This is a genomic window from Kitasatospora sp. NPDC023176 (assembly GCF_055560495.1).
The window spans coordinates 218,570-238,460 of record NZ_JBVHIP010000003.1 but is presented as its reverse complement, the minus strand read 5'-3'; the positions used below and the strand labels follow the sequence as shown (position 1 = coordinate 238,460).

General features: G+C 71.6%; 17 protein-coding genes. 15 read left to right on the top strand and 2 right to left on the bottom strand.

Going from position 1 to position 19,891, the window contains the following annotated elements:
- Positions 1-57: 57 nt before the first annotated feature.
- The 9 genes from ACZ3YL_RS07055 (at position 58) to ACZ3YL_RS07015 (ending at position 10,327) form a co-directional block, all read left to right on the top strand.
- Entirely contained in the window at positions 58-816 is a 759-nt protein-coding gene (locus tag ACZ3YL_RS07055) for a YebC/PmpR family DNA-binding transcriptional regulator (RefSeq protein WP_188302437.1), read from the top strand.
- Between the two features lie 189 nt (positions 817-1,005).
- Entirely contained in the window at positions 1,006-1,575 is a 570-nt protein-coding gene (ruvC, locus tag ACZ3YL_RS07050) for a crossover junction endodeoxyribonuclease RuvC (protein WP_188302436.1), read from the top strand.
- The gene (gene ruvA, locus ACZ3YL_RS07045) at positions 1,572-2,183 is read left to right on the top strand and encodes a Holliday junction branch migration protein RuvA (protein WP_188302435.1); all 612 of its coding nucleotides are present in this window, start codon (positions 1,572-1,574) and stop codon (positions 2,181-2,183) included. Before ruvC ends, ruvA begins: the two co-directional genes overlap by 4 nt.
- A gap of 118 nt (positions 2,184-2,301) precedes the next feature.
- The gene (gene ruvB / locus ACZ3YL_RS07040; RefSeq protein WP_188302434.1) at positions 2,302-3,372 is read left to right on the top strand and encodes a Holliday junction branch migration DNA helicase RuvB; all 1,071 of its coding nucleotides are present in this window, start codon (positions 2,302-2,304) and stop codon (positions 3,370-3,372) included.
- Between the two features lie 259 nt (positions 3,373-3,631).
- Complete coding sequence (gene yajC / locus ACZ3YL_RS07035) at positions 3,632-4,039, top strand: preprotein translocase subunit YajC (RefSeq protein ID WP_465655975.1); 408 nt, start codon at positions 3,632-3,634, stop codon at positions 4,037-4,039.
- A 146-nt stretch (positions 4,040-4,185) separates the two neighbouring features.
- Positions 4,186-6,036 (top strand): protein translocase subunit SecD, encoded by a 1,851-nt coding sequence (gene secD, locus ACZ3YL_RS07030; RefSeq protein WP_465655973.1) that lies wholly within the window; start codon positions 4,186-4,188, stop codon positions 6,034-6,036.
- Positions 6,037-6,040: 4 nt separating this feature from the next.
- Positions 6,041-7,138 (top strand): protein translocase subunit SecF, encoded by a 1,098-nt coding sequence (gene secF, locus ACZ3YL_RS07025; protein WP_188310064.1) that lies wholly within the window; start codon positions 6,041-6,043, stop codon positions 7,136-7,138.
- 27 nt (positions 7,139-7,165) lie between these two features.
- Positions 7,166-7,717 carry an adenine phosphoribosyltransferase gene (locus tag ACZ3YL_RS07020; protein ID WP_188310065.1) on the top strand — a complete coding sequence of 184 codons (552 nt, stop codon included), beginning with the start codon at positions 7,166-7,168 and terminating at the stop codon, positions 7,715-7,717.
- Positions 7,718-7,813: 96 nt separating this feature from the next.
- Positions 7,814-10,327 (top strand): RelA/SpoT family protein, encoded by a 2,514-nt coding sequence (locus ACZ3YL_RS07015; RefSeq protein WP_411293108.1) that lies wholly within the window; start codon positions 7,814-7,816, stop codon positions 10,325-10,327.
- A gap of 68 nt (positions 10,328-10,395) precedes the next feature.
- Here ACZ3YL_RS07015 and ACZ3YL_RS07010 read toward each other — a convergent pair whose 3' ends face one another.
- Both ACZ3YL_RS07010 and ACZ3YL_RS07005 read right to left on the bottom strand, forming a co-directional pair.
- Entirely contained in the window at positions 10,396-11,625 is a 1,230-nt protein-coding gene (locus ACZ3YL_RS07010) for a DUF349 domain-containing protein (RefSeq protein ID WP_188310067.1), read from the bottom strand.
- Positions 11,626-11,889: 264 nt separating this feature from the next.
- Positions 11,890-12,720, bottom strand: a complete 831-nt coding sequence (locus ACZ3YL_RS07005) for a peptidylprolyl isomerase (RefSeq protein ID WP_188310068.1) — start codon at positions 12,718-12,720, stop codon at positions 11,890-11,892.
- 240 nt (positions 12,721-12,960) lie between these two features.
- On the opposite strand from ACZ3YL_RS07005, the gene ACZ3YL_RS07000 reads away from it, so the two are divergent.
- The 6 genes from ACZ3YL_RS07000 to ACZ3YL_RS06975 all read left to right on the top strand — a co-directional run bounded on the left by ACZ3YL_RS07000 (position 12,961) and on the right by ACZ3YL_RS06975 (position 19,802).
- Complete coding sequence (locus ACZ3YL_RS07000) at positions 12,961-13,668, top strand: MBL fold metallo-hydrolase (protein WP_465655969.1); 708 nt, start codon at positions 12,961-12,963, stop codon at positions 13,666-13,668.
- Between the two features lie 11 nt (positions 13,669-13,679).
- A complete protein-coding gene (gene hisS, locus ACZ3YL_RS06995; protein ID WP_188310070.1) occupies positions 13,680-14,942 on the top strand; it encodes a histidine--tRNA ligase in 1,263 nt (420 codons plus the stop codon).
- Positions 14,939-16,729, top strand: a complete 1,791-nt coding sequence (aspS, locus tag ACZ3YL_RS06990; RefSeq protein WP_188310071.1) for an aspartate--tRNA ligase — start codon at positions 14,939-14,941, stop codon at positions 16,727-16,729. Before hisS ends, aspS begins: the two co-directional genes overlap by 4 nt.
- Positions 16,730-16,826: 97 nt before the next feature.
- Positions 16,827-17,345, top strand: a complete 519-nt coding sequence (locus ACZ3YL_RS06985) for a GNAT family N-acetyltransferase (protein ID WP_188310072.1) — start codon at positions 16,827-16,829, stop codon at positions 17,343-17,345.
- Between the two features lie 123 nt (positions 17,346-17,468).
- Entirely contained in the window at positions 17,469-18,287 is an 819-nt protein-coding gene (gene ppk2, locus ACZ3YL_RS06980; RefSeq protein WP_317621529.1) for a polyphosphate kinase 2, read from the top strand.
- A 48-nt stretch (positions 18,288-18,335) separates the two neighbouring features.
- Positions 18,336-19,802, top strand: coding sequence for a replication-associated recombination protein A (locus tag ACZ3YL_RS06975; RefSeq protein WP_317621530.1), 1,467 nt, complete (start codon positions 18,336-18,338; stop codon positions 19,800-19,802).
- Positions 19,803-19,891 lie beyond the last annotated feature (89 nt).

Here is a 19,891-nt window from a genome sequence, read left to right as displayed (position 1 = left end):
ACGACACCGGTAAGATCTCATCTGTTCATTTCCATTGGCGACGTAAAGGAGCTGGCGATGTCCGGCCACTCTAAGTGGGCTACCACCAAGCACAAGAAGGCCGTGATCGACGCCAAGCGCGGCAAGCTCTTCGCCAAGATGATCAAGAACATCGAGGTGGCGGCGAAGACCGGTGGGCCCGACCCGGCGGGTAACCCGACCCTCTACGACGCCATCCAGAAGGCGAAGAAGAGCTCGGTCCCGATCGACAACATCAACCGCGCCGTCAAGCGCGGTGGCGGTCTGGAGGCCGGCGGCGCCGACTACCAGACCATCATGTACGAGGGCTACGGCCCGAACGGTGTCGCCGTCCTGATCGAGTGCCTCACCGACAACCGCAACCGTGCGGCCTCCGACGTGCGCGTCGCGATGACCCGCAACGGCGGCTCGATGGCCGACCCGGGCTCGGTGTCGTACCTGTTCAACCGCAAGGGCGTCGTGATCGTCCCCAAGGCCGACGGTGTCGACGAGGACAAGCTGTTCGAGGTCGTCCTCGACCAGGAGCCCGAGGAGATCAACGACCTCGGTGAGTCCTTCGAGATCGTCTCCGAGGCCTCCAAGATGGTCGCCGTGCGCACCGCGCTGGTGGACGCCGGCGTCGACTACGACTCGGCCGAGGCCAACTTCCTCCCGAGCATGCAGGTCGAGCTGGACGTCGACGGCGCCCGCAAGATCCTCAAGCTGATCGACGCGCTGGAGGACAGCGACGACGTGCAGAACGTCTTCGCCAACTTCGACATCTCCGACGAGGTCGGTGCGCAGCTCGACGCCGAGTGACACGGCGTCGATCGATCGACGGCGAGTGATCGTTCTCACTGCCCGGCCCGGTGGTCCCAGGACCGCCGGGCCGGTGTCGTCGGCGGGATTGTCGGACCCGGGCGATAGCCTTCGCAGGTCCTTCGCCGCGCCCGGAAGCGAGTGGCGAATCACGGGTGAGCGGCGGGTCGCAGAGAGGCGGGGCGTGACGTGCGGGTGCTGGGTGTGGACCCAGGGCTGACCAGGTGCGGGGTCGGCGTGGTCGAGGGCGCGCCGGGCCGGCCGCTGCGGATGGCGGGGGTGGGCGTGGTGCGCACGCCGGCCGACGCCGAGATCGGGCAGCGGCTGCTGCTGGTCGAGCAGGGTCTGGAGAGCTGGCTGGACGAGTACCGGCCCGACCTGGTCGCGGTCGAGCGGGTCTTCGCCCAGCACAACGTCCGTACCGTGATGGGCACCGCCCAGGCCAGCGCGGTCGCCATGCTCTGCGCCACCCGGCGCGGCATCCCCGTCACCCTGCACACCCCCAGCGAGGTCAAGGCCGCCGTCACCGGCTCCGGCCGGGCGGACAAGGCGCAGGTCACGGCCATGGTGCAGCGCCTGCTGCGACTGGACGCCCCGCCCAAGCCGGCCGACGCCGCCGACGCGCTGGCGCTGGCCATCTGCCACATCTGGCGCGGCGGGACGACCAACCGGCTGCAGGCCGCGGCGCAGGCCGCCGCCCAGGCCGCCCGCTCCACGCCCCCGAGGGGCTCCTTCTCCGTGAAAGGCAGTAGTCGGTGATCGCCTTCGTGCAAGGACCGGTGGCGGCCATCGCCTCCGGAACCGCGGTGGTCGAGGTGGGCGGGGTCGGCATGGCCGTCCAGTGCACCCCGAACACCCTGGCCGGCCTGCGGCTGGGCGAGCCCGCCCGGCTGGCGACCTCGCTGGTGGTCCGGGAGGACTCGCTCACCCTGTTCGGCTTCGCGGACGACGACGAGCGGGCCGTGTTCGAGATCCTCCAGGCCGCGCCGGGCGTCGGCCCCAAGCTGGCCCAGGCGATCCTCGGCGTGCACAGCCCCGACGCCCTGCGCGCGGCGGTGGCGGGCGGGGACGAGAAGGCGCTGGTCGCGGTGCCGGGCATCGGCAAGGCGAAGGCGGCCAAGCTGCTGCTGGAGTACAAGGACAAGCTGGGTGCACCGCACGGCGCGGTGCCGGCGCAGAAGCCGATCGCCAGTGCTCCGGCGCCGTGGAGCGAGCAACTGCACTCCGCGCTGACCGGCCTCGGCTACGCCCCGCGCGAGGCGGACGAGGCGGTCGCGGCCGTCACCCCGGAGGCGGAGGCGCAGCAGACGACGGACGTCGGCGCACTGCTGCGGCTCGCCCTGCGCGGCCTCAACCGCGCCCGCTGAACCCACCTGACGACCTGTCCGTTTGTCGACACCGTCGACGCCGTTGACACGACCGACGCCGTTGACACCGGCGACACCGGCCACACCGGCCACACCGGAGACTCTGGAGCCCGCGAGGATGTACGACTCGGAACCCGCTGACCGGCTGGTCACGGCCGCCGCCGACGGCGAGGACCAGGCGGTGGAGGCCGCGCTGCGCCCCAAGCTGCTGGACGAGTTCATCGGCCAGGAGCGGGTGCGCGAGCAGTTGTCCCTGGTGCTCCAGGCGGCCCGCAAGCGCGGCAGCGCGCCGGACCACGTGCTGCTGAGCGGGCCACCCGGGCTGGGCAAGACCACCCTGTCCATGATCATCGCCGCCGAGCTGGGCGCCCCGATCCGGATCACCTCCGGCCCGGCCATCCAGCACGCGGGGGACCTCGCGGCGATCCTCTCCTCGCTCACCGAGGGCGAGGTGCTCTTCCTCGACGAGATCCACCGGATGTCCCGGCCGGCCGAGGAGATGCTCTACATGGCGATGGAGGACTTCCGGGTCGACGTGATCGTCGGCAAGGGCCCGGGCGCCACCGCCATCCCGCTGGAGCTGCCGCCCTTCACCCTGGTCGGCGCCACCACCCGGGCCGGGCTGCTGCCGCCGCCGCTGCGCGACCGGTTCGGCTTCACCGGGCACATGGAGTTCTACGCCCCGGCCGAGCTGCAGCAGGTGGTGCACCGCTCGGCCGCGCTGCTGGACGTGGAGATAGACCCGGCCGGCGCGGCCGAGATCGCGGGGCGCTCGCGCGGCACCCCGCGCATCGCCAACCGGCTGCTGCGCCGGGTCCGCGACTACGCGCAGGTCCGGCACGACGGTGTGGTCACCGCCGGGATCGCCGCCCAGGCGCTGGCCGTCTACGAGGTGGACGCCCGGGGCCTGGACCGGCTGGACCGCGCGGTGCTGGACGCGCTGCTGCGGCTGTTCGGCGGCGGTCCGGTCGGTTTGTCGACTCTCGCGGTCGCGGTGGGGGAGGAGGCCGAGACGGTCGAGGAGGTGGCCGAGCCCTTCCTGGTCCGCGAGGGCCTGCTGGCCCGCACCCCGCGCGGGCGGATCGCCACCGCCGCCGCCTGGCAGCACCTCGGGCTGACCCCTCCGGTCCAGACCACACGTGGCACCGTGCCGCCCCAGCCGGAGCTGTTCCCGCCGGACGCGGGTTGACCGCTCCCGGCCGAACGGGTGAGAGACGGCGGCCGTTCCCGGCCCGGCCCGGTGCCGTGCCCCGGGAAGCAGGCAGGGGAGAAGTCCCGGGAAACCGTACGGACCGAGGGTCGCCACTTTCGGTGGCAGGATGCGATGCTTGGCGTTGTCCGATCAGTTCGGGGTCGCCTAGACTCCGCCGGACCGCCCCTCTCACCTGACGGGCCGACCCATACCACACAGGCCGCCGGCCGGCGGCCCGTAAAGGACCCTGGCTGCAGTGAACCTCATCATCCTTCTCCTCCCGATCATCGCGATCGTGCTCATGTTCCGGTCGCAGAAGAAGCGCCAGTCGCAGATGCAGCAGATGCAGACGGCGCTGGAGCCCGGGGCGGGGGTGCGCACCATCGGCGGCCTGTATGCCCAGGTGAAGGCGGTCAACGACGAGACCGTCGAGCTGGAGATCGCGCCCGGCGTGGTCACCCACTTCACGAAGAGCGCCGTCGCGGCCGTCCTGGACCCCCAGGAGTACGACGCGATCATCAACGGTCGCCCCGCCGACGACGAGCTGTCCGAGCCGGAGGCCGAGGACGCCGACGCCGCGCCGGTCGAGGACAAGCCGCTGACGCTCACCAAGGACAACGCCGAGAAGGGCGATGTCGAGGGCGGGGCTCCCGCGAGCAAGTAGTACGGCCGGGCACCCGCCCGGCCGCGCGGCGCAGTGCCGCGAGCCCACAGGACCTCAGGGCCGCAGACCCGCCATGCCCCCGTCCCGCCACGAGCCGGACGGGGGTCCGGTCGGGAAAGTGGCATGGACAGGGAGAAACGAGCAAGGTGGCAACACCCAAGTCGCGCCCGCGCGACGGCTACCCAGGGCGGGCGCTGGCCCTCATCCTGGTCGTCACCGTCGGACTGGTCGCCCTCATGTTCGGGACGGGCAACACCAAGCCCCGGCTCGGTATCGACCTCGCCGGTGGCACCAGCATCACGCTGACCGCGAAGTCGAAGGACCCCAAGGCGATCAACAAGTCCAGCATGGACATCGCCGTCGGGATCATCGAGCGCCGGGTCAACGGAATGGGTGTCTCCGAGGCGGAGGTCCAGACCCAGGGCTCGGACACGATCATCGTGAACATCCCCAAGGGCGGCGACAAGCAGAACGCGGCGGACCAGGTCGGTACCACCGCCAAGCTGTTCTTCCGTCCGGTCCTGGCGGTGGCGCCCAGCGGTGTGACCCCGCCCGCGCCCACCGGCTCCCCGTCCGCCGGCGCCTCGGGCACCCCGAACGCCGCCCCGTCGGGCAGCGCCGCCCCCTCGGCCGGTGCGACCCCCGCGGCCGGCGCGAGCTCCTCCGCGAGCCACGCGCCCTCCGCCTCCGCCAGCGCGAGCGCCACCAAGCAGGGCCGCTCGGTCGGTGAGGCGCTGGCTGCCGAGGGCTCCACCCCGACCGCCGCCGCCACCGGCGTCAGTGCCAGCCCGTCCGCCGCCGCCACCGGTTCGGCCGCGCCGAGCGCCCAGCCCACCCAGCCGAGCGCCGCCGACCTGACCGCCGCGATGACCCAGGGCACCGTCCCGCCGGAGCTGCAGACCGCGTTCGCCGACCTCGACTGCACCAAGCCCGAGGCGCGCGCCGCCCAGACCGGCGCCGACGACAAGGCGGTGGTCGCCTGCTCGCAGAAGCCCGTCAAGGCCGGTTACTACGAGAAGCTGGCCCTCGGCCCCGTCGCGGTGAAGGGCTCGGACGTCTCCAAGGCCCAGCCCAGCCTCGACACCCAGACCGGTGCCGGCTGGCAGGTCCAGCTGCAGTTCAACGGCACCGGCACCGACGCCTTCACCAAGGTCACCGGCGCGCTGGCCACCCAGGCCCCGCCGAACAACCAGTTCGCCATCGTGCTGGACAACCAGGTGGTCTCCCACCCGGAGGTCAGGAGCGCGATCCCGGGCGGCAGCGCGGTCATCACCGGCCAGTTCACCCAGCCCGAGGCGCAGGACCTCTCCAACGTGCTGAGCTTCGGCGCCCTGCCGCTGGAGTTCCAGAAGGGCGACATCACCACCGTCTCCCCGGCGCTGGGCAGCGACCAGCTGAAGGCCGGCCTCGTCGCCGGCGCGATCGGCATGCTGCTGGTGGTCGCCTACTCGTTGCTCTACTACCGCGGCCTCGGCCTGGTCTCGATCGGCGGTCTGCTCGTCTCGGCGGCCCTGACCTACTCGATCATGAGCCTGCTCGGCGGCGGGATCGGCTTCGCGCTGAACCTGCCGGCGGTCTGCGGCGCGATCGTCGCGATCGGTATCACCGCGGACTCCTTCATCGTGTACTTCGAGCGCATCCGCGACGAGGTCCGCGAGGGCGCCCTGCTGCGCCCGGCGGTCCAGCGGGCCTGGCCGCGGGCCCGGCGCACCATCCTGGTCTCGGACTTCGTGTCCTTCCTCTGTGCCGCGGTGCTCTACGTGGTCTCGGTCGGCAAGGTCCAGGGCTTCGCGTTCACCCTGGGTCTGACCACCGCGCTGGACGTCGTGGTGATCTTCCTCTTCACCAAGCCGCTGATCACGCTGCTGGCCCGACGGAAGTTCTTCTCCGACGGCCACCCGTGGTCCGGTGTGGACCCGAAGCGGCTGGGCGCCCGCCCGCCGCTGCGCAGCAGCCGTCGTCGCAACCCCTCCTCTGCCGCCGTGAAGGAGGCCTGACACCGTGTCGCGCTTCTCCAATCTGGGACACCGGCTCTACCAGGGCGAGGTCAGCTTCGACTTCGTCGGGCGCCGGAAGCTCTGGTACTCCATCTCCGGCGTGATCGTGCTGGTCGCGGCGATCGGCCTGGCGATGGGCCTGCACCTGGGCATCGAGTTCAAGGGCGGCTCGGTCTACACCGTGACCAAGCCGGGCCTGACGATCTCGCAGGCGCAGGACACGGCCGACGGCGTCGTCTCCTCGCACCCGCTGGTGCAGTCGACCGACAACGACAAGATCCGCATCCAGGTCAGCACCGACGAGCCGAAGAGCTCGGACGAGATCCGTTCGCAGCTCTCGCAGAAGCTCGGCGTGCCGCTGGACACCGTCGAGGCCCAGGTGATCGGCCCCAGCTGGGGCAAGCAGATCTCCAACAAGGCGCTCACCGGTCTGGTCGTCTTCATGGTCCTGGTGACGGTCTACCTGGCGATCGCCTTCGAGTGGCGGATGGCGCTGGCCGCCCTGGTCGCGCTGATCCACGACCTCCTGATCACCATCGGCGTCTACGCCCTGGTCGGCTTCGAGGTCACCCCCGGTACGGTGATCGGCTTCCTGACCATCCTCGGGTACTCGCTCTACGACACGGTCGTCGTCTTCGACACCGTGAAGGAGAACGCCAAGGGAATCACCAAGCAGAACAAGCTCACCTACAGCGAGGCGGCCAACGCGGGCCTCAACCAGACCCTGGTGCGCTCGCTCAACACCACCGTGGTGGCGCTGCTGCCGGTCGCCGCGCTGCTGTTCATCGGCGGCGGCCTCCTGGGCGCCGGCACCCTGAACGACATCTCGCTCGCGCTGTTCATCGGCCTCGCGGCCGGTGCCTACTCCTCGATCTGCGTCGCCACCCCGCTGCTGGCGCAGCTCAAGGAGGAGCAGCCGGAGATGAAGGCGCTGCGCAAGCGCGTCCTGCAGCACCGGGCCGCGGCCGCCAAGGCGGAGGCCTCGGACGCGGTGGTGGCGGACGAGGGCGCGGACGACGATCAGCCTGCGGGTATGGTCGGTCAGCGTGGCCGCTCGGCCGGCGCCCCGCGTGACAAGGGCCGTCCGTCCACCAAGCGCTGAACCGCACCCGACCCTGAGGACAGAACCGTGACCACCGCCGACACCGCATTGGCCGAGCTGCTGAACAGCCGGATCCGGGACGTCCCGGACTACCCGAAGCCGGGTGTGCTGTTCAAGGACATCGCGCCGCTGCTCGCCGACGCCGAGGCCTTCGGCGCCCTCACCCGGGCGCTGGCGGACCGGGCGAAGGCGCTCGGGGCGACCAAGGTGGTGGGCCTGGAGGCGCGCGGCTTCGTGCTGGCGGCTCCGGCGGCCGTCGCGGCCGGGCTCGGCTTCGTGCCGATCCGCAAGCAGGGCAAGCTGCCCGGCGAGGTGTTCCGGCGCTCGTACGAGCTGGAGTACGGCTCGGCGACGCTGGAGGTGCAGTGCGACGCCTTCGCGCCCGGTGAGCGGGTGCTGGTGGTGGACGACGTGCTGGCCACCGGTGGCACCATCGGTGCCTCGCTGGACCTGGTGAAGGAGGCCGGCGCCGAGCTGGTGGGCGTCGTGGTGCTGATGGAGCTGGGCTTCCTGGACGGCCGCGAGCGGCTGGCCGGGCACCTGGCCGGCGCTCCGCTGGAGACGCTGGTCACGGTCTGAAGGTCATGAGGGAAGGGCGGCGGTCGGATCATCCGACCGCCGCCCTTCCGTCTCCGGGCCCGGCCGGATGAACGGCGAGCCGCCCGGCTCGGTACCATGAAGATTCATCCCCTCCCGGTTGCGCCCGGACCGTACGGGCCTCGGCAGGGGTCGGCCCCGGTGCCCCGAGGAGTGTCCTTGCCCGACGAGGTTGTGCCCACGGCCGCAGCGGCCGCCCCCGAAGACCGTCCCACGCCCTCGGGGGCCACCCCGGCACGCCCGACACCGACCTCCTCGCGCCAGCTCTCCCCGCTCGGCCGCGGCTCCGGCAGCGGCGGCATGCGCGCCCGACTGGCCCGCCTCGGCGGCCAGCGCTCCAGCGTGCTGAACCCCGTCCTGGAACCGCTGTTCCGCTCGATCCGGGCGAACGACCCCAAGGCCGACCCGGCGCTGCTGCGCGACATCGAGCGCGCCTACGCCGTCGCCGAGAAGTGGCACCGAGGGCAGAAGCGCAAGAGCGGCGACCCGTACATCACCCACCCACTGGCCGTCGCGACCATCCTGGCCGAGCTGGGCATGGACGCCGCGACGCTGATGGCCGGGCTGCTGCACGACACCGTGGAGGACACCGACTACGGCCTGGAGACCCTGCGCAAGGACTTCGGCGACTCGGTGGCCCTGCTGGTCGACGGCGTCACCAAGCTGGACCGGGTCAAGTTCGGCGAGGCCGCGCAGGCCGAGACCGTGCGCAAGATGGTCGTGGCGATGGCCAAGGACCCGCGGGTCCTGGTGATCAAGCTGGCCGACCGCCTGCACAACATGCGCACGATGCGCTACCTGAAGCGGGAGAAGCAGGAGAAGAAGGCCCGCGAGACGCTGGAGATCTACGCCCCGCTGGCGCACCGGCTGGGCATGAACACCATCAAGTGGGAGCTGGAGGACCTCGCCTTCGCGATCCTCTACCCCAAGATGTACGACGAGATCGTCCGGCTGGTCGCCGAGCGCGCCCCCAAGCGGGACGAGTACCTGGCGACCGTGATCGACCAGGTCCAGGCGGACCTGCACGGCGCCCGGATCACCGCCTCCGTCACCGGCCGGCCGAAGCACTACTACTCGGTCTACCAGAAGATGATCGTCCGGGGCCGGGACTTCGCGGAGATCTACGACCTGGTGGGCATCCGGGTCCTGGTCGACACCGTCCGCGACTGCTACGCGGCGCTGGGCACCATCCACGCGCGGTGGAACCCGGTGCCGGGGCGGTTCAAGGACTACATCGCGATGCCCAAGTTCAACATGTACCAGTCGCTGCACACCACGGTGATCGGCCCCGGCGGCAAGCCCGTCGAACTCCAGATCCGCACCTTCGACATGCACCGGCGGGCCGAGTACGGCATCGCCGCGCACTGGAAGTACAAGCAGCGCGCCGTCGCCGGGGCCTCCAAGGTCCGCACCGACACCCCGACCCAGGTCCGCAAGGACGACAAGGCCGGCGCCGTCAACGAGATGGCCTGGCTGCGGCAGCTGCTGGACTGGCAGAAGGAGACCGCCGACCCGGGCGAGTTCCTGGAGTCGCTGCGCTTCGACCTGGCCAGCAACGAGGTCTTCGTCTTCACCCCCAAGGGCGACGTGATAGCCCTCCCGGCCGGCGCCACCCCCGTCGACTTCGCCTTCGCGGTGCACACCGAGGTCGGCTACCGGACCATAGGGGCTCGGGTCAACGGACGGCTGGTGCCGCTGGAGTCGACCCTGGAGAACGGCGACACCGTCGAGGTGTTCACCTCCAAGGCGGAGAACGCCGGCCCCTCCCGGGACTGGCTGGGCTTCGTCAAGTCCCCGCGCGCCCGCAACAAGATCCGCGCCTGGTTCTCCAAGGAGCGCCGCGAGGAGGCGATCGAGCACGGCAAGGAGGCGATCGTCCGGGCGATGCGCAAGCAGGGCCTGCCGATCCAGCGGATCCTGACCGGCGACTCGCTGGTCACCCTGGCCCACGAGATGCGCTACCCCGACATCTCCTCGCTCTACGCCGCCATCGGCGAGGGGCACGTCGCCGCGCAGAACATCGTCCAGAAGCTGGTCCAGGCGCTCGGCGGCGAGGAGGGCGCCACCGAGGACCTCGCCGAGACGGCCACCCCGACCCACGACAACCGGCGGGCGGTGCGCCGCCGGGCCAAGGGCGACCCGGGTGTGATCGTCAAGGGCGTCGAGGACGTCTGGGTCAAGCTGTCCCGCTGCTGCACCCCGGTGCCGGGCGACCCGATCGTCGGCTTCGTCACCCGTGGCAACGGCGTCTCGGTGCACCGCGCCGACTGCGTCAACGTCGAGTCGCTGAGCCAGCAGCCCGAGCGGATGATCGACGTCGAGTGGGCGGCCACCCAGTCCTCGGTCTTCCTGGTGGCCATCCAGGTCGAGGCGCTGGACCGCTCCCGGCTGCTCTCGGACGTCACCCGGGTGCTCTCCGACCAGCACGTCAACATCCTGTCGGCGGCGGTCCAGACCTCCCGGGACCGGGTGGCGATGAGCCGCTTCACCTTCGAGATGGGCGACCCCAAGCACCTGGGCCACGTGCTCAAGGCGGTGCGCGGCGTCGAGGGCGTGTACGACGTCTACCGGGTCACCTCGGCCCGCAAGTGAGACACGGCGCATGAGGAAGGCCCCCGGGGAGCACCCCGGGGGCCTTCGCCGTTCAGTGGGCCGACGGATCAGCCGCTGAACTCCTCCTGGCTCTTGTGCGCCTGCTCCAGCAGGGTCTGCACGCCGGAGAGCTCGGACTCCAGCTTGGCGATCCTGGAGGCGTTGCCGGCGGCGCGGGCCTTGTCCAGGTCGGTCTGGATCTTGTCGGCCTTCGCCTGGAACAGGCCCACCATGCCGGCCGCCCGGGCCTTGGCCTCCGGGTTGGAGCGCTTCCAGTCGGCGTCCTCGGCCTCGCGGATGGCCCGCTCGACCGCGGTCAGCCGGCCGTCCAGCTTCGGACGGACGTCGCGCGGCACGTGGCCGATGGCCTCCCAGCGCTCGTTGACCTCGCGCAGCGCGGCCTTGGCGGCCTTGAGGTCGGTGATCGGCAGGATCGCCTCGGCCTCGGCGGCCAGCGCCTCCTTGAGCTTCTGGTTCTCCACCTGCTCGGCGTCCCGCTCGCTGAACACCGCGGAACGGGCCTGGAAGAAGACGTCCTGGGCGCCGCGGAACCGCGCCCACAGCTCGTCCTCGACGTCCCGCTGCGCCCGGCCGGCGGCCTTCCAGCGCGCCATCAGGTCGCGGTAGGTGGCGGCGGTGGTGCCCCAGTCGGTGGAGGAGGAGAGCGCCTCGGCCTCGGAGACCAGCGCCTCCTTGACCTGCCGGGCCTGCTCGCGCTCGGCGTCCAGGGTCGCGAAGTGCGCCTTGCGGTGCTTGGAGAAGACCGAGCGGGCGTGCGAGAAGCGGTGCCACAGCTCGTCGTCGCTCTTGCGGTCCAGCCGCGGCAGGCCCTTCCAGGTGTCCACCAGGGCGCGCAGCCGGTCGCCGGCCTCCCGCCACTGGGTGGACTCGGCGAGCTGCTCGGCCTCGGAGACCAGGGCCTCCTTGGCGGAGCGGGTCTCGTCCTGCGCCTTGGCGCGGGCGGCCTTGCGCTCCTCCCGGCGGCTCTCGATCTCACCGGTGAGCGTGTCCAGCCGCTTGGCCAGCGCGTCCAGGTCACCCACCGCGTGGCCCTCGGTCACCTGAGCGCGGAGGTGCTCCAGCGCGGTCTGGGCGTCCTTGGCGGCCAGGTCGGTGGTGCGCACCCGCTTCTCCAGCAGGCCGATCTCCACCTCGATGCCCTGGTACTTGCGCTCGAAGTAGGCGAGGGCCTCCTCGGGCGAGCCGGCCTGCCAGGAACCCACGACGCGTTCGCCGTCGGCCGTCCTGACGTACACCGTGCCCTGCTCGTCCACACGGCCCCACGGGTCGCTGCTCATAGCGCGTCCTCCACATGACGTCGCGCCCGCGCCGGGGCGGCGCGCGACCGTCGTCCACAGTTGATGTGCGGCGGACCGATGAGTCCGCCGTCCCCGTCCGCCGTGCCTTGCTGCCGAGGGTGACGGCTAGGCGGGTCCGGGCACCCTATACAACGCCAACATAGGCGACCAGGCCCGGTGCTGTCCGCATCCGGGCCGGGCGATTTCGGTCCGGGGCCGGGCGGGGGCGCTTGGCGCGCCCGCCGCCGGTGGCCCCGGGGTCGGTCAACCCTTCGACACGGTAACCGAGTTGAAGGTGACGTCGGCCATCGGGTGGCCGTCCGGGGAGCCCTCCAGGGTGCCCGCGGCGGCGATCTTCTGGACCACGTCCAGACCACCGGTGATCTTGCCGAACGGGGTGTAGTTCGGCGGCAGCTGGGTGTCCTTGTAGACCAGGAAGAACTGGCTGCCGTTGGTGCCCGCGCCGGAGTTGGCCATCGCCACGGTGCCGGCCGGGTAGGTCGCGCCGGTCAGGTTCTCGTCCGCGAACTTGTAGCCGGGGCCGCCCGAACCGCTGGCGGTCGGGTCACCGCACTGGAGCACGAAGATGCCGTCCGTGGTCAGCCGGTGGCACTTGGTGTGGTCGAAGAACTGCTCGCCCGCCAGGAAGTTGAACGAGTTCACGGTGTGCGGGGCCTTGGCCGCGTCCAGCGCGATGGTGACCTTGCCGCAGTTGCTGTCCAGCGCCATGGTGTACGAGGCGCCCTGGTCGATCGACATGGCCGGCTCGGCCTTGAACTGCTTGTTGTTGGGCGAGCCCGGCGCCGGGGTGGCGCAGCCCTCGACCGGCTTGCGGGTCGGCGCGGCGGTCGGGTCGGCCTGGGTCGGCGCGGCCTGCGCGCTGGAGGCGGCCGAGGCGCTCTTGTCCTTGTCGTCGGAGCTGAACGCCCCGGTGGCGAACAGCGTGCCGCCGCCCGCCAGCACCACCACGGCGAGCGAGGCGCCCAGGATCGTGTTGCGCCGCTTGCGGGCGGACGCCGCCTCGGCGCGGCGCTCCATCTGGCGCTCGTACTTCTCGCGGGCGAGCTGCCGCCGCCGCTGTTCGCTGCTGACCACCGGCCGTGTCTCCTGAGCATGTGCGGGAAAATGTGGAGGGGTTCCGGAGCGGATCATCGCATCCATCGGCGGCCAAGTGTAGGGACCGGGCCCGTAAGGGCGCGGTGAACCTGTCAGGTGGCCCAGCCCGTCACCGTGGATCTGGTTCGCAACCGGACCCGCACCGCCGGTAGGCTTCCCTTACGTCATCACTACTGGTAGCCACCGCAGCCCCCCGCCGCACAGACCCGAAGGACGCGCGTGTTCATCGCCGGATTCCCCGCTGGAGCCTGGGGCACCAACTGCTACCTGGTCGCCCCGGGGGCGGGCGAGGAGTGCGTCATCGTCGATCCCGGCCACCAGGCCGCGAGCGGTGTCGAGGAACTCATCCGTGAGCACCGGCTCAAGCCCGTCGCCGTGCTGCTCACCCACGGCCACATCGACCACGTCGCCTCGGTGGTCCCGGTCTGCGGCGCCCGCGGCATCCCGGCCTGGATCCACCCCGAGGACCGGTACATGATGTCCGACCCGGAGAAGTCGCTCGGCCGCTCCCTGGGCACCCAGCTGATGGGCGAGCTGACCGTCGGCGAGCCCGACGACGTGCGCGAGCTCACCGACGGCAGCGTGCTGGAGCTGGCCGGCCTGCAGCTCACCGTGGACCACGCCCCGGGCCATACCGGGGGGTCGGTGGCCTTCCGGACGCCCGGTGCCGAGGACCTCCCCCCGGTGCTGTTCTCGGGCGACCTGCTGTTCGCCGGCTCCATCGGGCGTACCGACCTCCCGGGCGGGGACGGCGAAGCGATCATGCGCTCGCTGGCCCGGGTGTGCCTGCCCCTCGACGACGCCACCGTGGTCCTCTCCGGCCACGGCGGACAGACCACCATCGGCCGCGAGCGCGCCACCAACCCCTACCTCCGACAGGCAGCGGGGGCGGCCGGCGCCCCGGCTTTCCCGCGACGAGGAATGTGACGGAAGAGAAGTTGAGCACCTTCACCGCCCCCAAGGGCACCTACGACCTGCTGCCCCCCAGCTCCGCGACCTTCCTGGCGATCCGCGAGCGCATCGCCGCGCCCGCCCGCCGGGCCGGTTACGGCTACGTCGAGACCCCGGTCTTCGAGGACGTGAAGCTGTTCTCGCGCGGTGTCGGCGAGTCCACTGACATCGTCTCCAAGGAGATGTACACCCTCACCACCAAGGGCGGCGACGACCTCGCGCTGCGCCCGGAGGGCACCGCCTCGGTGCTGCGCGCGGCGCTCCAGGCCAACCTGCACAAGCAGGGCAACCTGCCGGTCAAGCTCTGGTACTCCGGCTCGTACTACCGCTACGAGCGCGCCCAGAAGGGCCGCTACCGCCAGTTCTCCCAGGTCGGCGCGGAGGCGATCGGCGCCGAGGACCCGGCGCTGGACGCCGAGCTGATCATCCTGGCCGACGACGCCTTCCGCTCGCTGGGCCTGAGCGACTACTCGCTGCTGCTCAACAGCCTCGGCGACAAGCAGTGCCGCCCGGTCTACCGCGCCGCCCTGATCGAGTTCCTCTCCGGCCTGGACCTGGACGAGGAGACCCGCCGCCGCGCCGAGATCAACCCGCTGCGCGTGCTGGACGACAAGCGCGAGTCGGTGCAGGAGCAGCTGGTCGGCGCCCCGATGCTGCGCGACTTCCTGTGCGAGGAGTGCAAGGCGTACGACGAGAAGGTGCGCGAGCTGCTCACCGCCAACGGCGTCGCCTTCGTCGACGACCCGAAGCTGGTCCGCGGCCTGGACTACTACACCCGCACCACCTTCGAGTTCGTGCACAACGGCCTCGGCGCCCAGTCCGCGATCGGCGGCGGCGGCCGCTACGACGGCCTGTCCGAGATGATCGGCGGCCCGGCGCTGCCGTCCGTCGGCTGGGCCCTCGGCGTGGACCGCACCTACCTGGCGCTGGAGGCCGAGGGCGTCGCCCTCGAACTGCCGGCCGCCACCTCCGTCTACGCCGTCGCGCTCGGCGAGGAGGCCAAGAACCTGCTGTTCGCCAAGGTGGTCGAGCTGCGCCGGGCCGGCGTGGCCACCGACCTCGCCTTCGGTGTCAAGAGCATCAAGAACGCCATGAAGTCCGCCGACCGGTCCGGCGCCCGCTTCGCCCTGATCGCCGGTGACCGGGACCTCGCCGAGGGCGTCGTCCAGCTCAAGGACATGAGCACCGGCGAGCAGACCCCCGTCGCCCTCGACGCACTCGTCACCACCCTGAAGGAGAAGCAGCTGTGATCCGCACGCACGACGCGGGCACGCTCCGCCCGGAGCACGCAGGCACCACCGTCACCCTGGCCGGCTGGGTCGCCCGCCGCCGCGACCACGGCGGCGTCGCCTTCATCGACCTGCGCGACGCCTCCGGCACCGTGCAGATCGTGGTCCGCGACCTCGACTCGGTGCACGGCCTGCGCGCCGAGTACTGCGTCAAGGTCGTCGGCGACGTCCGGGTCCGCCCGGAGGGCAACGAGAACCCGGACATCCCGACCGGCGCGGTCGAGGTCGTCGTCAGCGAGATCGAGGTCCTCTCCGAGGCCGCCCCGCTCCCGTTCCCGGTGGCCGAGTACGAGCCCGGCACGGTCAACGAGGAGGTCCGGCTGCGCTACCGCTACCTGGACCTGCGCCGCGAGGGCCCGGCCAAGGGCCTGCGGCTGCGCTCGAAGGTCAACAACATCATCCGCCGGGTGATGGAGGAGAACGACTTCCTCGACATCGAGACGCCGTACCTCACCCGCTCCACCCCCGAGGGCGCCCGCGACTTCCTCGTCCCGGTCCGCCTGCAGCCCGGCCACTGGTACGCCCTGCCGCAGTCGCCCCAGCTGTTCAAGCAGCTGCTGATGGTGGCCGGCATGGAGCGCTACTACCAGATCGCCCGCTGCTTCCGCGACGAGGACTTCCGCGCCGACCGGCAGCCGGAGTTCACCCAGCTGGACATCGAGGCCTCCTTCGTCGACCAGGAGGACATCCTGGCCCTCGGCGAGAAGATCATCGGTGCCGTCTGGCGCGAGGTGCACGGCTACGAGATCCCCAACCCGCTGCCGCGGATGACCTACGCGGACGCCATGGGCCGCTACGGCTCCGACAAGCCGGACGTCCGCTTCGGCCAGGAACTCACCGACCTCACCGAGTACTTCAAGGGCACCGAGTTCCGCGTGTTCCAGGCCCCGTACGTCGGCGCCGTGGTCATGCCGGGCGGCGCCTCCCAGCCGCGCAAGCAGCTGGACGCCTGGCAGGACTGGGCCAAGGCGCGCGGCGCCAAGGGCCTGGCCTACGTGCTGATCGACGCCGAGACCGGCGAGCTGCGCGGCCCGGTCGCCAAGAACCTCTCCGCGGAGCACCTGGCCGGCCTCGCCGCCGCGGCCGGCGCCAAGAACGGCGACGCGGTCTTCTTCGCGGCCGGCAAGGAGCGCGCCTCGCAGGAGCTGCTGGGCGCCGCCCGTCTGGAGATCGGCAAGCGCTGCGAGCTGATCGACGAGTCCGCGTGGGCGTTCCTCTGGGTCGTCGACTTCCCGATGTTCGAGCCGATCGAGGACGACAAGGGCCAGTTCCAGGGCTGGCACGCGGTGCACCATCCGTTCACCGCCCCGACCGCGGAGTCGCTGGACAGCTTCGACACCGACCCGGGCTCGGCGCTGTCCAACGCCTACGACCTGGTGCTCAACGGCTCGGAGCTGGGCGGCGGTTCGATCCGTATCCACCAGCGGGACGTGCAGAAGCGGGCGTTCGACGCGATCGGCCTCTCCGAGGAGGAGGCGGCCTCGCAGTTCGGCTTCCTGCTGGACGCCTTCAACTACGGCCCGCCGCCGCACGGCGGGGTCGCCTTCGGCCTCGACCGGATCGTCACCCTGCTGGGCGGGTACGACACCATCCGCGACGTCATCGCCTTCCCGAAGACGTCCACCGGTGGCGACCCGCTGACCGGCGCTCCGACCCCGATCACCCCGGCGCAGCGCCGGGAGGCCGGCGTGGACGCCCAGCCGAAGGTCCGCGAGGATGCCAAGTCCGAGGCGCAGCCCAAGAGCTGATGCCTCGTCATACGCGCTAACCTGCGACGGCCCCGGACGGTCCACCCACCGTCCGGGGCCGGTCCACAACGTCGTGTGACACAGGGAGGGTTGACCCATGCAGGTCACAACGAGAGTCGAATGTCCGCAGGACGCCCCGGCGACCAGACGCGTGCACATGGCCGCGTTCCCCGGCCCGGACGAGGCGGACCTGGTGGACGCGCTGCGCCGCGACCCCGCCTGGCTGCCCGGGCTGTCGCTGGTCGCGGTGGACGACACGGGGCTGGTGATCGGGCACGCCCTGCTGACCCGGCTGCGGGTCGGCGACGGCGGCGGGACCGGTGACGCGCTGGCGCTCGCCCCGGTCGCGGTCGCGCCCGAGTGGCAGCGCCAGGGCGTCGGCGAACTCGTCGTCCGGGCCGCGCTGTCGGCCGCCGAGGCGGCGGGGGAGAAGCTGGTGGTGGTGCTCGGCGACCCGGAGTACTACGGGCGGTTCGGCTTCACCCCGGCCGGGCGGCACGAGGTCTCCGGGCCGTTCGAGGTGCCGGAGGCGTACTTCCAGGCGCTCCCGCTCACGGCCTACGACGGCGGCCCGCGCGGGCTCTGCCGCTATCCGGAGCCGTTCGTCGAGGTGTAGTCGTCCGTCCTGCGAGTCCTCCCCGGGCTTGTCCGCCCCGACCGGTCCGCCCCGACCTGCGGAGTCAGCGTTCGGCGCCTACGGTGAAGGGTCATCAGCAGCAGCCGGACGGAGGACCCGAGGGTGGCCGAGGAGCAGCGGACCGCGAAGCCGAAACGACTGGGGATCAAGCCGTACGAGCGCGAGCTGCTGAGGCTGCAGCAGGAGCTGGTGAAGCTCCAGGAGTGGGTGCGGGTCGAGGGCGCCCGCCTGGTGGTGGTCTTCGAGGGGCGGGACGCGGCCGGCAAGGGCGGGGCGATCAAGCGGGTGACGGAGTACCTGAACCCGCGCATCGCCCGGGTCGTGGCGCTGCCCACCCCGACCGAGCGGCAGAAGACCCAGTGGTACTTCCAGCGGTACGCCGAACACCTGCCGGCGGCCGGGGAGATCGTGCTGTTCGACCGCAGCTGGTACAACCGGGCCGGGGTCGAGCGGGTGATGGGCTTCTGCAGCGACGAGGAGTACTGGCAGTTCCTGCACCAGTGCCCGGCCTTCGAGCAGATGCTGATCGAGGCGGGCATCCTGCTGCGCAAGTACTGGTTCTCGGTGAGCGACACCGAGCAGGAGCAGCGGTTCCGGGCCCGGCTGGAGGACCCGATGAAGCGCTGGAAGCTCTCCCCGATGGACGTGGAGTCGATCGCGCACTGGGAGGACTACTCGCGGGCCAAGGACGAGATGTTCGTCTACACCGACATCCCGCAGTCGCCCTGGCACGTGGTGGAGAGCGACGACAAGCGGCGGGCCCGGATCAACATGATCGCCCACCTGCTCTCCTCCGTGCCGTACCGCGAGGTCACCCCGCCCAGGATCGAGCTGCCGCCCCGCCCGGCCTCCCGCGGCTACCAGCGGCCCCCGCGGGACCTGCAGAAGTACGTTCCGGACCACGCCGCCGGACTGGCGTAGCCGGAGCCATACGGGAGGGGTGTCGGTCGCCTCTACTAGGCTTCCGGTGTGGACGAACCGGACCTCTTCACCGCCGCCGCCGAGGAACGCCAGGCCAGGGAGCCCGGCCGGGCCCCGCTGGCCGTGCGGATGCGCCCGCGCACGCTGGACGAGGTGGCCGGGCAGCGGCAGCTGCTGAAGCCGGGCTCGCCGCTGCGGCGGCTGGTCGCCAACTCGCGCGGCCCGGCGGCCACCAGTTCGGTGATCCTCTGGGGTCCGCCGGGCACCGGCAAGACCACCCTCGCGCACGTGATCAGCCAGGCCGTGGAGGGCCGGTTCGTCGAGCTGTCCGCGATCACCGCCGGGGTCAAGGAGGTCCGGGCGGTGATCGACGGCGCCCGGCGGGCGGTCGGCATGTCCGGCCGGGAGACGGTGCTGTTCCTGGACGAGATCCACCGCTTCTCCAAGGCCCAGCAGGACTCGCTGCTGCCCGCGGTGGAGAACCGCTGGGTCACCCTGATCGCGGCGACCACCGAGAACCCGTACTTCTCGGTGATCTCCCCGCTGCTGTCCCGCTCGCTGCTGCTCACCCTGGAGTCGCTGACCGACGAGGACATCCGGGCGCTGCTGCGCCGCGCGGTGGCCGACGAGCGCGGCCTGGAGGGCGCGCTGGAGCTGACCGAGGAGGCCGAGGACCACCTGGTGCGGCTCGCCGGCGGGGACGCCCGGCGGGCGCTGACCACCCTGGAGGCGGCGGCCGGGGCGGCGCTGGAGAAGGGCGAGGCGAGCATCTCGCTGGCCACCACCGAGACCGCCGTCAACCAGGCGGCGGTGCGCTACGACAAGGACGGCGACCAGCACTACGACGTGGCCAGCGCGCTGATCAAGTCGATCCGCGGCAGCGACGTGGACGCCACCCTGCACTACCTGGCCCGGATGATCGAGGCGGGAGAGGACCCGCGGTTCATCGCCCGGCGGCTGATGATCTCGGCCAGCGAGGACGTCGGCCTGGCCGATCCGACGGCGCTGCAGACGGCGGTGGCGGCGGCCCAGGCGGTGGCGCTGATCGGCTTCCCGGAGGCCCGGATCATCCTCTCCCAGGCGGCGATCGCGCTGGCCCTGGCGCCCAAGTCCAACTCGGCCTACCTGGCGATCGACGCGGCGCTGGCGGACGTCCGGCAGGGGCTGGCCGGGGCCGTCCCGCCACACCTGCGGGACGCCCACTACGGCGGCGCGGGCAAGCTCGGCCACGGCAGGGGGTACCAGTACCCGCACGACCTGCCGGAGGGCATCGCCGCCCAGCAGTACGCGCCGGACTCGGTGCACGGCCGGGAGTACTACCGGCCGAACCGGCGCGGCGGCGAGGTGCGCTACGCGGACACCGTGGAGTGGACCCGAGGGCGGCTGCGCGGGGAACGCCGGGTGGAGAAGAAGGCGGAGAAGAAGGCGGAGACCAAGCCCGAGAAGCAGCCCGCGAAGAAGCCCGAGCCGGTGGAGCCGAAGGCGGAGCGGCGGCCCGGGGAAGAGGGCGAGTGATCGACGGGTATACTTCGTCGGAGTGCCATGTCCCGGGACGGCGGCGGGGGAGACCCCACCGACCGGCCGCACCAGCGGGACACCGGCGG

Bases quoted from the DNA above. Each gene is read 5' to 3' on its own strand.
- ACZ3YL_RS07055 (WP_188302437.1), top strand. From the start codon at position 58: ATGTCCGGCCACTCTAAGTGGGCTACCACCAAGCACAAGAAGGCCGTG.
- ruvB (WP_188302434.1), top strand. From the start codon at position 2,302: ATGTACGACTCGGAACCCGCTGACCGGCTGGTCACGGCCGCCGCCGAC.
- ACZ3YL_RS07015 (WP_411293108.1), top strand. From the start codon at position 7,814: ATGAAGATTCATCCCCTCCCGGTTGCGCCCGGACCGTACGGGCCTCGG.
- ACZ3YL_RS07010 (WP_188310067.1), bottom strand. From the start codon at position 11,625: ATGAGCAGCGACCCGTGGGGCCGTGTGGACGAGCAGGGCACGGTGTAC.
- ACZ3YL_RS06985 (WP_188310072.1), top strand. From the start codon at position 16,827: ATGCAGGTCACAACGAGAGTCGAATGTCCGCAGGACGCCCCGGCGACC.